This is a genomic window from Streptomyces durmitorensis (assembly GCF_023498005.1).
GTDB lineage: Bacteria > Actinomycetota > Actinomycetes > Streptomycetales > Streptomycetaceae > Streptomyces > Streptomyces durmitorensis.
The window spans coordinates 4,100,523-4,113,575 of sequence record NZ_CP097289.1; the positions used below are offsets into that span (position 1 = coordinate 4,100,523).

Below are 13,053 nucleotides of genomic sequence, written 5' to 3' on the forward strand. Positions count from 1 at the left end.
AGCCTCAGGCGTCCTTGGACTCCTCGGCGGCCTCAACCGGCTTCGCGTCCTCGACGGGCGCGTCGTCCTTCTTGAGGGCGTCTTCCTTGACGGCGCGCTTGGTCGCCGCCTCGGCCTCACCGGTGGCAGCCTGCGCCACGGTCAGGGCCTCGACAAGCTCGATGATCGCCATGGGCGCGTTGTCGCCACGACGGTTACCGATCTTGGTGATACGGGTGTAACCACCGGGGCGGTTCTCGTAGCGCGGGCCGATCTCGGTGAAGAGCGTGTGCACGATGCTCTTGTCCGTGATCACCTGGAGCACCTGGCGACGGTTGTGAAGGTCACCCTTCTTCGCCTTGGTGACCAGACGCTCCGCGTAGGGACGCAGACGACGGGCCTTCGCCTCGGTGGTGGTGATGCGGCCGTACTCGAAGAGCTGCTTGGCGAGGTTCGCCAGAAGAAGCTTCTCGTGCGCGGCGCTGCCGCCCATACGGGCACCCTTGGTGGGCTTCGGCATGGTGTTTCTCCTTGTTGTCTGCCCCGGCCGTATCAGGTACCGGGGTCAGTGGCACCCGCGCCCCGTAAGGGGCGCGGGGAACTGCGCGAGCAACCAGAACGCACGCGCAGCCAAAATCAAACTGTCAGTCCCGAGCTCTTAGTACTGCTCGGTCTCGACGAACCCAGCGTCCGCGTCGTCGTCAGCCCCGAAGGCGTCAGCGGCAGCGGTCGGGTCGAAGCCGGGAGGCGAGTCCTTCAGCGCGAGACCCATGCCGTTCAGCTTCATCTTGACCTCGTCGATCGACTTCGCACCGAAGTTGCGGATGTCGAGCAGGTCCGCCTCGGAGCGGGCCACGAGCTCACCCACGGAGTGGATGCCCTCGCGCTTGAGGCAGTTGTACGACCGAACGGTGAGCTCCAGCTCCTCGATCGGCAGGGCGAGATCGGCGGCCAGGGCCGCGTCCGTCGGCGAGGGGCCCATGTCGATGCCCTCGGCGTCGATGTTGAGCTCGCGCGCCAGACCGAACAGCTCGACCAGCGTCTTGCCCGCGGACGCCATGGCGTCACGCGGCCGCATGGCCTGCTTGGTCTCGACGTCGACGATCAGCTTGTCGAAGTCGGTGCGCTGCTCGACACGGGTCGCCTCGACCTTGTACGTGACCTTCAGGACCGGCGAGTAGATCGAGTCGACCGGGATACGACCGATCTCCTGGCCCACCTGCTTGTTCTGGACGGCCGAGACGTAGCCGCGACCGCGCTCGACGGTCAGCTCCATCTCCAGCTTGCCCTTGCCGTTGAGCGTGGCGAGGACCAGGTCGGGGTTGTGCACCTCGACACCGGCCGGCGGCGCGATGTCGGCGGCGGTGACCAGACCGGGACCCTGCTTGCGCAGGTACATCACGACGGGCTCATCGTGCTCGCTGGAGACGACCAGCTGCTTGATGTTGAGGATGAGGTCGGTGACGTCTTCCTTGACGCCCGGCACGGTGGTGAACTCGTGCAGGACACCGTCGATGCGGATGGACGTGACGGCCGCACCCGGGATCGAGGAGAGAAGGGTCCGACGCAGAGAGTTACCGAGGGTGTAACCGAAGCCCGGCTCCAGCGGCTCGATCACGAACCGGGAGCGGAATTCGTCGACGACCTCTTCGGTCAACGAGGGACGCTGAGCGATCAGCATGAAGTGAGTCCTTCAGTCAGGGGCACCCACTATTTGATGCCCTGATGTTGTTACAAGGGTACGGGCGGTACAGCTCCGGAGAGCCGCACCGCCCGAAATCCTCAGACCAAACGACGTGCGTCAGACGCGGCGACGCTTGGGGGGACGGCAGCCGTTGTGCGGCGTCGGCGTGACGTCCTGGATCGAACCGACCTCGAGGCCAGTGGCCTGGAGGGAGCGGATCGCGGTCTCACGGCCGGAGCCGGGACCCTTGACGAAGACGTCAACCTTGCGCATGCCGTGCTCCTGGGCGCGACGCGCGGCCGACTCGGCGGCCATCTGCGCGGCGAACGGAGTCGACTTGCGCGAGCCCTTGAAGCCGACGTGGCCGGCGGAGGCCCAGCTGATCACGTTGCCCGTGGGGTCCGTGATCGAGACGATGGTGTTGTTGAACGTGCTCTTGATGTGGGCGTGCCCGTGAGCGACGTTCTTCTTTTCCTTGCGGCGCACCTTCTTGGCAGCGCCCTGACGACCCTTGGGGGGCATCTATTAACTCCTACGCGAGGTGGTCGGTCCTGCAGCGACAGCTGTCGATCGACCGCTGAGGACTACTTCTTGCCCGGCTTCTTCTTACCGGCGATGGCGCGACGCGGGCCCTTACGGGTGCGGGCGTTGGTGCTGGTGCGCTGACCGCGGACGGGCAGGCCACGACGGTGACGAAGACCCTGGTAGCAACCGATCTCGACCTTGCGGCGGATGTCGGCCTGGATCTCGCGACGGAGGTCACCCTCGGTCTGGATGTTCGCGTCCACGTACTCGCGGATCTTGATCAGGTCCTCTTCGGACAGATCACGAACACGGGTGTTGCGGTCCACACCGGTGGCGTCCAGCGTCTGCTGGGACAGCGTGCGGCCAATGCCGAACACGTACGTGAGGGCGACCTCAACACGCTTTTCGCGCGGGAGGTCAACACCTTCAAGGCGTGCCATTCAAGGCTCCTGTTGATTTTCGGAGGTCTTCAGCAGGACCGGTCCCAGGTGCCGTACGAGGTACATCCTGGGTCCCCGGCCTCCGACCGGGGGTGTCGCCCTCCATCACTGAAGAGGGACGCGTCCTGCATATGTGCTTACGTGCGTCGCGCGAAAATCTGCGAACTGCAGTCGTGCGTCAGCCCTGGCGCTGCTTGTGGCGCGGGTTGTCGCAGATAACCATGACCCGGCCGTGACGGCGGATCACCCTGCACTTGTCGCAGATCTTCTTGACGCTCGGCTTGACCTTCATTGGTGAGGTTCTCCGGGTCAGTGCCTCGCCCCATACGAGATGGGGCGGGGGCAAGATCTACTTGTACCGGTAGACGATCCGGCCACGGGTCAGGTCGTAAGGAGACAACTCCACCACGACCCGGTCGTCAGGGAGGATGCGGATGTAGTGCATACGCATCTTGCCGCTGATGTGTGCCAGGACCTGGTGGCCGTTCTGGAGCTCAACCTTGAACATGGCGTTCGGAAGAGACTCAACGACAGTGCCCTCGATCTCGATGGCACCTTGCTTCTTGGCCACGCTCTGCCCTTCGAATCGACTACCTTGATCGACTTCGTTCACCGCATGCAGACACACGGATGCACGAGAGCCGACGCGTCAGTCTACGTCAGGCCACCCGGAAAGACGAATCGAGGAAGAATGCCCCACGAGCAAGATCCTTAAGCAAGGGGGTCACTTCGCCAGCGGGTCCGGCGCCGTCGTAACCCCGTACTCCGCCAGCTTCGCCTTGCCGCAGTCAGGAGCCGTCAGCACAATCGGCCCCTCCTCCGTCAGCGCGACGGAGTGCTCCCAGTGCGAGGACCAGGTGCCGTCCGTCGTGATGACCGTCCAGTCGTCCTCCAGGACCTCCGTGCGGGGCGTGCCGAGGGAGACCATGGGCTCGATCGCGAGGCAGAAGCCGGGGACCAGCTTGGGGCCCTTGCCGCGGCGGCGCTCGACGTAGTTCAGGAGGTGGGGGTCCATGTGCATCTCGGTGCCGATGCCGTGGCCGCCGTAGTCCTCGACGATGCCGTACTTGCCGCCGCCGGGCTTCGGCTGGCGGCGGATGTACGTCTCGATGGCGCGGGAGATGTCCACGAGGCGGTTGCCCTGCTTCATGGCGGCCAGGCCGGCCCACATCGACTCCTCGGTCACCCGGGAGAGCTCGATCAGCTCCGGAGCGTGACCGGTGCCCACGAACGCGGTGTACGCGGCGTCGCCGTGCCAGCCGTCGATGATGGCGCCCGCGTCGATGGAGATGATGTCGCCGTCCTTCAGGACGGTCTTGTCGTCCGGGATGCCGTGCACGACGACCTCGTTGACCGAGGTGCAGATCGTCGCCGGAAAGCCGCCGTACCCCAGGAAGTTGGACTTCGCGCCGTGCTCGGCGATCACCTTGCGGGCGACGTCGTCCAGGTCCTTCGTGGTGGCACCCGGCACCGCCGCCTCGCGCGTCGCGGCGTGGACGGCGGCGACGACAAGGCCCGCCTCACGCATCTTCGCGATCTGCTCGGGGGTCTTGATCTGCACCATGGGGCTTCCGCTCTCCGTCATCCGTCCGACAACCGGTTACGTACGTAACCGCTACGTACACAACACTACGGCCGCGGTCCCCCGAGGGGCACCGCGGCCGAGACAGCGTACTGACTACTTGTCGCCCTTGAGGGCGTCCATCGCGCGCTTGGTGACCTCGTTCACCTTGCCGAGCGCCGAGATCGTGACCACCAGGCCCTGGGCCTTGTAGTGGTCGATGATCGGCTCGGTCTCGCGGTGGTACACGTCGAGCCGCTTGCGCACGGTCTCTTCCTGGTCGTCACCGCGCTGGTAGAGCTCGCCGCCGCAGACGTCGCAGACGCCCTCGGTCTTCGGCTTGCTGTACGTCACGTGGAAGACGTGGCTGGAATCGTTCCGGCAGATGCGGCGGCCCGCGATGCGCTTGACCACCTCGTCCTCGGGGACCTCGAGGTCGAGCACCGCGTCCAGCTTCTGGCCGTCCGCCTTGAGCGACTCGTCCAGGGCCTCGGCCTGCGACACGTTCCGCGGGAAGCCGTCGAGCAGGAAGCCGTTCGTGGCGTCCGGCTGCGTCATGCGGTCGTGGGCCATGCCGATGGTGACCTCGTCGGGGACGAGGTTGCCGGCGTCCATGAAGGCCTTCGCCTGCTTGCCCAGCTCCGTGCCCTTGCTGATGTTGGCGCGGAAGAGGTCGCCCGTGGAGATGTGCGGGATCTTCAGGTTCTTGGCGAGGAACGCGGCCTGCGTTCCCTTGCCCGCACCGGGCGGCCCGACGAGGACGATTCGCATCAGCGGAGGAACCCTTCGTAATTGCGCTGCTGGAGCTGGCTCTCGATCTGCTTCACGGTCTCCAGACCCACACCCACGATGATCAGGATGCTTGTCCCGCCGAACGGGAAGTTCTGGTTCGCGCCGAAGCCCACCAACGCCATCGTCGGCACGAGAGCGATCAGACCCAGATACAGCGAGCCCGGCCACGTGATCCGGTTGAGTACGTAGCTCAAGTACTCAGCGGTCGGACGGCCAGCCCGGATGCCCGGGATGAAGCCACCATACTTCTTCATGTTGTCCGCGACTTCCTCGGGGTTGAACGAGATAGCCACGTAGAAGAAGGCGAAGAACACGATCAACAAGAAGTACGTCGCGATGTAAATCGGGTGGTCGCCCTTGGTCAGGTTCGCCTCGATCCACTGCTTCCACCCCGAGTTGCCACCCGCGAACTGGGCGACGAGAGCAGGGATGTAGAGCAGCGAAGAGGCGAAGATCACAGGGATGATGCCCGCCTGATTGACCTTCAGCGGAATGTACGTCGACGTACCGCCGTAGGAACGGCGACCGATCATGCGCTTCGCGTACTGGACGGGAATGCGGCGCTGAGCCTGCTCCACGAAGACGACCAGACCGACCATGACGAGACCGACCGCGATCACCGTGCCGAACTCGATCCAGCCATCAGCCAGCGAGCCCTGCTCCTTGATGGCCCACAGGGCGCTCGGGAAGGTCGCGGCGATCGAGATGAACATGAGGATCGACATGCCGTTGCCGATGCCGCGGTCGGTGATGAGCTCACCGAGCCACATGACGCAGGCCGTGCCCGCAGTCATCGTGATGACCATGGTGACGGTCACGAAGATGGACTGGTCCGGCACGATCTCGGTGGCGACGGGGCAGCCGGAGAACAGCGAGCCCGTGCGAGCGGTGGCCACGAGGCCGGTCCCCTGGAGGATCGCGAGCGCGACAGTGAGATAACGCGTGTACTGCGTGATCTTCGCCGTGCCGGCCTGGCCCTCCTTCTTGAGGGCCTCGAGCCGCGGGATCACCACGGTCAGCAGCTGCAAGATGATGCTCGCCGTGATGTACGGCATGATGCCGAGGGCGAAGATCGTGATCTGCAGGAGCGCCCCGCCACTCATCATGTTCACCAGGCCGAACAACCCCTGGTTGGAGTTGGCCTGGTCCATGCAGGTCTGGACGTTCTTATAGCTGACACCGGGAATCGGTACGTGCGTACCGATCCGGTAGATCACGATGATGCCGAGCGTGAAGAGCAGCTTCTTGCGCAGGTCGGGCGTCTTGAACGCCCGGGCGAACGCGGTGAGCACGGTGCCTCCTGCGACCCCCGCGCGCGTGCGCAAGAGGTAGTGGTCTGAGGATCGACGAATACGTATCAGTCAGAAAAACCGCACGGGCAGACCGCACGGAGCTTAGACAGTGCACGCCACCTTACCGGCGACCGTGCCCCCCTTGGAACGACCAACCGGGGATGCCCCATATGTGGGGCATCCCCGGCTGGGAATCGCTCAAGTCATCGAGTGGCCTGAAGAATTCAGACGAGCTCGGTGACGGTACCGCCAGCGGCGGTGATCTTCTCCTTGGCGGAGCCGGAGACGGCGTCAACCGTCACCTGCAGCGCCACGGTGACCTCACCCTGGCCGAGAACCTTGACGAGGCTGTTCTTGCGAACGGCACCCTTGGCGACGAGACCCTCGACGGTGACCTCGCCACCCTCGGGGAACAGCGCGCTCAGCTTGTCGAGGTTCACGACCTGGAACTCGGTCTTGAACGGGTTCTTGAAGCCCTTGAGCTTCGGGAGGCGCATGTGGAGGGGCATCTGCCCGCCCTCGAAGCGCTCCGGAACCTGGTAACGGGCCTTGGTGCCCTTGGTACCACGGCCTGCGGTCTTACCCTTGGACGCCTCACCACGACCCACACGGGTCTTGGCGGTCTTGGCGCCCGGGGCGGGCCGGAGGTTGTGGACCTTCAGCGGGTTCTGCTCCGCCATGTCAGTCGACCTCCTCAACCGTCACGAGGTGGCGGACGGTGTTAGCCATTCCGCGGAACTCGGGGCGGTCTTCCTTGACGACCACGTCGTTCAGGCGCTTGAGCCCGAGCGAACGCAGCGTGTCGCGGTGGTTCTGCTTGCTGCCGATGTACGACTTCGTCTGCGTGATCTTGAGGCGAGCCATTACGCACCCGCCCCGGCACGTGCACGAAGCAGGGCCGCGGGAGCGACGTCCTCGAGGGGCAGACCACGGCGAGCCGCGATCTCCTCGGGACGCTGCAGGCCCTTGAGGGCCGCCACGGTCGCGTGCACGATGTTGATCGCGTTCGAAGAACCGAGCGACTTCGACAGGATGTCGTGCACGCCGGCGCACTCGAGCACAGCACGCACCGGGCCACCGGCGATAACACCGGTACCGGGGGAAGCAGGCTTGAGCAGGACGACGCCTGCGGCCTTCTCGCCCGTGATCGGGTGCGGGATGGTGCCCTGGATACGCGGAACCTTGAAGAAGTTCTTCTTGGCCTCTTCAACGCCCTTGGCGATGGCCGCGGGAACTTCCTTGGCCTTGCCGTATCCGACACCTACGGTGCCGTCACCGTCGCCCACCACGACCAGCGCGGTGAAGCTGAAGCGGCGACCACCCTTGACAACCTTGGCGACACGGTTGATCGCGACAACGCGCTCAACGTATGCGGTCTTCTCGGCGGCAGCGCCACCGTCGCGACCCTTCCGGTCCCGCCGCTCGCCGCCACCGGCACCGCTTCCGCGGCGCTGGGGTCCAGCCATTGGAATTACCTCTCTCTGTTACGTCCGCTAGCTCCGGAACCGGGGCTTAGAACTTCAGCCCGGCTTCGCGGGCGGCGTCCGCCAGAGCGGCAATGCGCCCGGCGTACTTGTTGCCACCGCGGTCGAACACGACGGCCTCGACACCCGCAGCCTTGGCACGCTCGGCAACGAGCGCGCCGACCTGCTTGGCCTGCGCGGACTTGTCGGCCTCGCCACCGCGGATCGTCGCGTCCAGGGTCGACGCCGACGCAAGGGTGTGACCCTTGAGGTCGTCGATGACCTGAGCAACGATGTTGCGGTTCGAGCGAGTCACGACGAGGCGCGGACGCTCCGCCGTACCCGACACGTTCTTGCGGATGCGGATGTGGCGGCGGGCCTTGGCGGCACGCTTGTAAGCGTCACCCTTGGCGATCTTCACACCGTATGCCATGGCTTACTTACCTGCCTTTCCGACCTTGCGCCGGATGACTTCGCCCTCGTACTTGACACCCTTGGCCTTGTACGGGTCGGGCTTGCGCAGCTTGCGGATGTTGGCCGCAACCTCGCCGACCTTCTGCTTGTCGATGCCCTCGACCGAAAGCTTGGTCGCGGACTCCACCTTGAAGGTGATGCCCTCGGGGGCCTCGACCAGGATCGGGTGGCTGTAACCCAGCGAGAACTCCAGGTTGGAGCCCTTCGCGAGCACGCGGTAACCGACACCGCTGATCTCGAGCTTCTTCACGTAACCCGTGGTCACGCCGGTGATCATGTTCGCCACCAGCGTGCGGGACAGGCCGTGCAGGGCCTTGTTCTGACGCTCGTCGTTCGGGCGGGTGACGCTCAGCACGCCGTCCTCACCCTTAGCGATGTCGATCGGCGCGACGACGGTGTGGGAAAGGGAGCCCTTGGGACCCTTAACCGAGACCGTCCGGCCGTCGATGGTGACGTCCACGCCGGCGGGAACCGTGATGGGGAGCTTGCCAATACGCGACATTAGCTATTCCTCCGTTCCCGACTACCAGACGTAGGCGAGGACTTCCCCACCTACGCCCTTCTTGCCTGCCTGCTGGCCGGTGAGGAGACCGTGGGACGTGGAGATGATCGCCACGCCCAGGCCGCCGAGCACCTTCGGCAGATTGGTGGACTTCGCGTAAACCCGGAGACCGGGCTTGGAGATCCGCTTGATGCCCGCAATGGAGCGCTCACGGTTCGGGCCGAACTTCAGCTCGAGGACGAGGTTCTTGCCGACCTCGGCGTCCTCGGTCTTCCAGCCCGTGATGAAGCCCTCCTGCTGGAGGATCTCCGCGATGTGAGACTTGATCTTGCTGTGCGGCATCGCCACGGAGTCGTGGTACGCCGAGTTCGCGTTACGCAGACGAGTCAGCATGTCCGCGATCGGATCAGTCATGGTCATGAATTGGCCTTCGGCCTCTCTCGCCGTGGTTTCCTATCTGCGCCATCCCTCTCCCCACTCAGAGGCGGGACGGGTGCGGCGCGGGGACCTACGGCGTAGTAAGTCGGTCAGGGCGGCAGGCGCCCAACCCTCCTAGCCTAAGCCATGGAGAGGTGGGCCACCTACCGACCAGATACTTACCGAGAGCCTCCAGTAATTCCCAAGTCCCTAAGGACAGGCGGGAATTACCAGGAGCTCTTGGTCACGCCCGGCAGCTCGCCACGGTGAGCCATCTCACGAAGGCAGACGCGGCACAGGCCGAACTTGCGGTACACGGAGTGCGGACGGCCACAACGCTGGCAGCGGGTGTAGCCGCGCACACCGAACTTGGGCTTACGAGCAGCCTTGGCAATAAGTGCCTTCTTCGCCATCTCGCTTACGCCTCCTTGAACGGGAAGCCGAGGTGACGAAGGAGCGCACGGCCCTCAGCGTCGTTGGTCGCCGTGGTGACCACGGTGATGTCCATACCCCGGACGCGGTCGATCTTGTCCTGGTCGATCTCGTGGAACATGACCTGCTCCGTGAGACCGAAGGTGTAGTTGCCACGGCCGTCGAACTGCTTGGGGGACAGACCACGGAAGTCGCGGATGCGCGGAAGCGCGAGCGACAGGGTGCGGTCCAGGAACTCCCACATGCGGTCGCCACGAAGCGTGACGTGGCAGCCGATCGGCTGACCCTCGCGCAGCTTGAACTGCGCGATGGACTTCCGGGCCTTGGTGATGGCCGGCTTCTGACCCGTGATGGTGGTCAGGTCACGGACGGCACCGTCCATGAGCTTCGAGTCACGGGCGGCGTCGCCGACACCCATGTTGACCACGATCTTGACGAGGCCCGGGGTCTGCATGACGTTCTCGTAGGAGAACTCTTCCTGCAGCTTGCCCGCGATCTCCTCGCGGTACTTCGTCTTCAGACGCGGAGTGGTGGTGGTCGTCATCAGATGTCCTCACCCGTCCGCTTGGCAACGCGGATCTTGTTGCCGTCTTCGTCGAAGCGGAAACCGACACGCGTGACGACCTTGTTGCCGTCCTTCTCCACGACCAGCTGGACGTTGGAGACGTGGACAGGGGCCTCGGTGGTCACGATGCCGCCGGCCTGCGAACCGCTGGCGGTCGGGCCGGCCTTCGTGTGCTTCTTGACCCGGTTGACACCCTCGACCAGGACACGCTCGTCGCGCGGGTAAGCGGCAATGACCTTGCCCTGCTTGCCCTTGTCCTTACCGGTGATGACCTGAACCAGGTCGCCCTTCTTGATCTTCATGCTTACAGCACCTCCGGCGCGAGCGAGATGATCTTCATGAACTTCTTCTCGCGCAGCTCACGACCGACCGGGCCGAAGATACGGGTGCCGCGAGGGTCGCCGTCGTTCTTCAGAATGACGGCGGCGTTCTCGTCGAAGCGGATGTACGAGCCGTCGGGACGGCGGCGCTCCTTGACGGTGCGAACGATGACGGCCTTGACGACGTCACCCTTCTTCACGTTGCCACCGGGGATCGCGTCCTTGACGGTGGCGACGATGACGTCACCGATGCCCGCGTAGCGGCGACCCGAGCCACCGAGAACACGAATGGTGAGAATTTCCTTCGCACCCGTGTTGTCGGCGATCCGAAGTCGCGACTCCTGCTGGATCACGTCTATCTCCTGATTGTCTGCCGGTTCCCGGCGGGGGCTTTATCCCTTACGGGAACCGGCCCCCGCCGAGCCTGGCGGAACTGATCCGAGGGGAAATCCCCTCGGAAATTACTTGGCCTTCTCGAGGATCTCGACGATGCGCCAGCGCTTGGTCGCCGACAGCGGACGCGTCTCCATCAGGAGGACGCGGTCGCCGACGCCAGCAGCGTTCTGCTCGTCGTGCGCCTTGAGCTTGTTCGTACGGCGGATGACCTTGCCGTACAGCGCGTGCTTCACGCGGTCCTCGACAGCGACGACGACGGTCTTGTCCATCTTGTCGCTGACGACCAGACCCTCACGGGTCTTGCGGAATCCGCGGTCAGTCTTGGTCTCAGTCACGTTGCTCTCGCTCATCAGGCGCTCTCCACCGTCTCGATGCCCAGCTCGCGCTCACGCATCAGGGTGTAGATCCGCGCGATGTCCTTACGGACGGCCTTGAGCCGCCCGTGGTTCTCGAGCTGACCGGTCGCCGCCTGGAAGCGGAGGTTGAACAGCTCTTCCTTGGCTTCGCGGAGCTTCGCGAGAAGCTCCTCGTCACCCAGTTCGCGCAGCTCGGACGCCTTGGTACCGGCCGACATCACGACTCACCTGCCTCGCGCCGAACAATCCGGCACTTCATCGGAAGCTTGTGAGCAGCGCGGGTAAGCGCCTCACGCGCAGTCTTCTCATTCGGGTAGGACAGCTCGAACATCACCCGTCCGGGCTTGACGTTCGCGACCCACCACTCGGGGGAACCCTTACCGGAACCCATGCGGGTCTCGGCGGGCTTCTTCGTCAGCGGGCGGTCCGGGTAGATGTTGATCCAGACCTTGCCGCCACGCTTGATGTGGCGGGTCATCGCGATACGAGCCGCCTCGATCTGGCGGTTGGTCACGTACGCCGGAGTGAGGGCCTGAATCCCGTACTCGCCGAACGCAACCTGCGTACCACCCTTGGACATACCGCTGCGCTTCGGGTGGTGCTGCTTGCGGTGCTTGACCCTACGAGGGATCAGCATGTCGGTCAGGCCTCCGTTCCGGTGCTCTCAGCCGGAGCGGCAGCTGCGGCGGGAGCGTCGGCCTTGGGGGCCTCGGCAGCCGGCGCGGACTGCTGCTGCGGCTTGCGGCCGCGGCCGCCACGCTCGCCACCACGGCCACCACGGGCCGGGCGGTCGTTGCCGCCGCCACGGGCCGGGCGGTTACCCGCACGGGCCGCAGCGTTCTCGGCGCGGACCTCGGCGATGTTCTTGACGTCGCCCTTGTAGATCCAGACCTTCACGCCGATACGGCCGAAGGTCGTCTTGGCCTCGAAGAAGCCGTAGTCGACGTTCGCACGGAGGGTGTGCAGGGGCACGCGGCCCTCGCGGTAGAACTCCGAGCGAGACATCTCGGCGCCGCCGAGACGGCCGCCACACTGGATCTTGATGCCCTTCGCGCCGGCCTTCATCGTCGACTGCATGCTCTTACGCATGGCGCGACGGAAGGAGACGCGGGAGGACAGCTGCTCTGCAACGGCCTGCGCGACCAGCTGAGCGTCGACCTCGGGGTTCTTGACCTCGAGGATGTTCAGCTGAACCTGCTTGCCCGTGAGCTTCTCGAGGTCACCGCGGATGCGGTCGGCCTCGGCGCCACGGCGGCCGATGACGATGCCGGGACGCGCGGTGTGGATGTCCACCCGCACGCGGTCACGGGTGCGCTCGATCTCAACCTTCGAGATGCCGGCGCGCTCCATGCCGGACGTCATCATCCGACGGATGGCGACGTCTTCCTTGACGTAGTCCTTGTACAGCTTGTCGGCGTACCAACGCGACTTGAAGTCGGTGGTAATGCCGAGCCGGAACCCGTGCGGGTTTACCTTCTGGCCCATTACCGGGTTCCTTCCTTGCTGCTGACGACCACGGTGATGTGGCTGGTCCGCTTACGGATCCGGTAGGCACGGCCCTGGGCACGCGGACGGAACCGCTTCAGGGTCGGGCCCTCATCCACGTACGCCTCGCTGATGACCAGCGAAGAGGCGTCACTGTGGTCGTAGTTGTGTGCAGCGTTGGCGATGGCGCTGTCAAGCACCTTGCCAACCGGCACGCTCGCGGCCTGCGGGGCGAAACGCAGGACCGCCTGAGCCTCCGTGGCATCCATGCCACGGATGAGGTCCACCACTCGGCGGGCCTTCATGGGCGTGACGCGGATGTACCGCGCCTGGGCCCTGGCTTCCATGGTTGTCCCTTCGGTGTAAGTCA

General features: G+C 65.0%; 24 protein-coding genes. All 24 read right to left on the minus strand.

The annotated features are described in order from the left end of the window. Window positions 1–4: 4 nt before the first annotated feature. On the minus strand, window positions 5–499 hold the full coding sequence (rplQ, locus tag M4V62_RS18205; protein WP_249588326.1) for a 50S ribosomal protein L17: 495 nt from the start codon (window positions 497–499) through the stop codon (window positions 5–7). 138 nt (window positions 500–637) lie between these two features. Further along, window positions 638–1,660 (minus strand): DNA-directed RNA polymerase subunit alpha, encoded by a 1,023-nt coding sequence (locus M4V62_RS18210; RefSeq protein ID WP_016645160.1) that lies wholly within the window; start codon window positions 1,658–1,660, stop codon window positions 638–640. A gap of 120 nt (window positions 1,661–1,780) precedes the next feature. Then, window positions 1,781–2,185 (minus strand): 30S ribosomal protein S11, encoded by a 405-nt coding sequence (gene rpsK / locus M4V62_RS18215; RefSeq protein ID WP_003948617.1) that lies wholly within the window; start codon window positions 2,183–2,185, stop codon window positions 1,781–1,783. A 62-nt stretch (window positions 2,186–2,247) separates the two neighbouring features. Beyond that, the gene (gene rpsM / locus M4V62_RS18220; RefSeq protein WP_135332566.1) at window positions 2,248–2,628 is read right to left on the minus strand and encodes a 30S ribosomal protein S13; all 381 of its coding nucleotides are present in this window, start codon (window positions 2,626–2,628) and stop codon (window positions 2,248–2,250) included. Window positions 2,629–2,806: 178 nt separating this feature from the next. After that, a complete protein-coding gene (gene rpmJ, locus M4V62_RS18225) occupies window positions 2,807–2,920 on the minus strand; it encodes a 50S ribosomal protein L36 (protein WP_003974245.1) in 114 nt (37 codons plus the stop codon). A gap of 57 nt (window positions 2,921–2,977) precedes the next feature. Further along, complete coding sequence (gene infA, locus M4V62_RS18230; protein WP_003948620.1) at window positions 2,978–3,199, minus strand: translation initiation factor IF-1; 222 nt, start codon at window positions 3,197–3,199, stop codon at window positions 2,978–2,980. A gap of 153 nt (window positions 3,200–3,352) precedes the next feature. Beyond that, window positions 3,353–4,192, minus strand: a complete 840-nt coding sequence (gene map, locus M4V62_RS18235; RefSeq protein ID WP_249588327.1) for a type I methionyl aminopeptidase — start codon at window positions 4,190–4,192, stop codon at window positions 3,353–3,355. Between the two features lie 114 nt (window positions 4,193–4,306). Next, the gene (locus M4V62_RS18240) at window positions 4,307–4,960 is read right to left on the minus strand and encodes an adenylate kinase (protein WP_249588328.1); all 654 of its coding nucleotides are present in this window, start codon (window positions 4,958–4,960) and stop codon (window positions 4,307–4,309) included. Then, a complete protein-coding gene (gene secY / locus M4V62_RS18245) occupies window positions 4,960–6,273 on the minus strand; it encodes a preprotein translocase subunit SecY (RefSeq protein ID WP_249588329.1) in 1,314 nt (437 codons plus the stop codon). Before secY ends, M4V62_RS18240 begins: the two co-directional genes overlap by 1 nt. A gap of 224 nt (window positions 6,274–6,497) precedes the next feature. Continuing rightward, window positions 6,498–6,953, minus strand: a complete 456-nt coding sequence (rplO, locus tag M4V62_RS18250; RefSeq protein ID WP_249588330.1) for a 50S ribosomal protein L15 — start codon at window positions 6,951–6,953, stop codon at window positions 6,498–6,500. A gap of 1 nt (window position 6,954) precedes the next feature. Then, the gene (gene rpmD / locus M4V62_RS18255; RefSeq protein ID WP_041985698.1) at window positions 6,955–7,137 is read right to left on the minus strand and encodes a 50S ribosomal protein L30; all 183 of its coding nucleotides are present in this window, start codon (window positions 7,135–7,137) and stop codon (window positions 6,955–6,957) included. Continuing rightward, complete coding sequence (rpsE, locus tag M4V62_RS18260; protein WP_160506669.1) at window positions 7,137–7,739, minus strand: 30S ribosomal protein S5; 603 nt, start codon at window positions 7,737–7,739, stop codon at window positions 7,137–7,139. Before rpsE ends, rpmD begins: the two co-directional genes overlap by 1 nt. A 46-nt stretch (window positions 7,740–7,785) precedes the next feature. Then, entirely contained in the window at window positions 7,786–8,169 is a 384-nt protein-coding gene (gene rplR / locus M4V62_RS18265) for a 50S ribosomal protein L18 (protein ID WP_160506668.1), read from the minus strand. Between the two features lie 3 nt (window positions 8,170–8,172). After that, the gene (gene rplF, locus M4V62_RS18270; RefSeq protein ID WP_249588331.1) at window positions 8,173–8,712 is read right to left on the minus strand and encodes a 50S ribosomal protein L6; all 540 of its coding nucleotides are present in this window, start codon (window positions 8,710–8,712) and stop codon (window positions 8,173–8,175) included. 21 nt (window positions 8,713–8,733) lie between these two features. After that, a complete protein-coding gene (gene rpsH / locus M4V62_RS18275; RefSeq protein ID WP_160506666.1) occupies window positions 8,734–9,132 on the minus strand; it encodes a 30S ribosomal protein S8 in 399 nt (132 codons plus the stop codon). Window positions 9,133–9,356: 224 nt separating this feature from the next. Beyond that, window positions 9,357–9,542 carry a type Z 30S ribosomal protein S14 gene (locus tag M4V62_RS18280; RefSeq protein ID WP_003948630.1) on the minus strand — a complete coding sequence of 62 codons (186 nt, stop codon included), beginning with the start codon at window positions 9,540–9,542 and terminating at the stop codon, window positions 9,357–9,359. Between the two features lie 5 nt (window positions 9,543–9,547). Further along, a complete protein-coding gene (gene rplE / locus M4V62_RS18285) occupies window positions 9,548–10,105 on the minus strand; it encodes a 50S ribosomal protein L5 (RefSeq protein WP_249588332.1) in 558 nt (185 codons plus the stop codon). Beyond that, window positions 10,105–10,428 carry a 50S ribosomal protein L24 gene (gene rplX, locus M4V62_RS18290; protein WP_055553504.1) on the minus strand — a complete coding sequence of 108 codons (324 nt, stop codon included), beginning with the start codon at window positions 10,426–10,428 and terminating at the stop codon, window positions 10,105–10,107. The genes rplE and rplX overlap by 1 nt, the downstream gene beginning before the upstream one ends. A 2-nt stretch (window positions 10,429–10,430) precedes the next feature. After that, complete coding sequence (gene rplN / locus M4V62_RS18295) at window positions 10,431–10,799, minus strand: 50S ribosomal protein L14 (RefSeq protein WP_073768975.1); 369 nt, start codon at window positions 10,797–10,799, stop codon at window positions 10,431–10,433. A gap of 108 nt (window positions 10,800–10,907) precedes the next feature. After that, complete coding sequence (gene rpsQ / locus M4V62_RS18300; RefSeq protein ID WP_055564830.1) at window positions 10,908–11,192, minus strand: 30S ribosomal protein S17; 285 nt, start codon at window positions 11,190–11,192, stop codon at window positions 10,908–10,910. After that, window positions 11,192–11,416: a 50S ribosomal protein L29 gene (rpmC, locus tag M4V62_RS18305; protein ID WP_003998824.1), complete on the minus strand. Its 225-nt coding sequence runs from the start codon at window positions 11,414–11,416 to the stop codon at window positions 11,192–11,194. The genes rpsQ and rpmC overlap by 1 nt, the downstream gene beginning before the upstream one ends. Further along, window positions 11,416–11,835 (minus strand): 50S ribosomal protein L16, encoded by a 420-nt coding sequence (gene rplP, locus M4V62_RS18310; protein WP_135332557.1) that lies wholly within the window; start codon window positions 11,833–11,835, stop codon window positions 11,416–11,418. Before rplP ends, rpmC begins: the two co-directional genes overlap by 1 nt. A gap of 5 nt (window positions 11,836–11,840) precedes the next feature. Further along, entirely contained in the window at window positions 11,841–12,683 is an 843-nt protein-coding gene (rpsC, locus tag M4V62_RS18315; protein ID WP_160506663.1) for a 30S ribosomal protein S3, read from the minus strand. Next, window positions 12,683–13,030 (minus strand): 50S ribosomal protein L22, encoded by a 348-nt coding sequence (gene rplV / locus M4V62_RS18320; RefSeq protein WP_016645177.1) that lies wholly within the window; start codon window positions 13,028–13,030, stop codon window positions 12,683–12,685. Before rplV ends, rpsC begins: the two co-directional genes overlap by 1 nt. Between the last annotated feature and the right edge of the window lie 23 nt (window positions 13,031–13,053).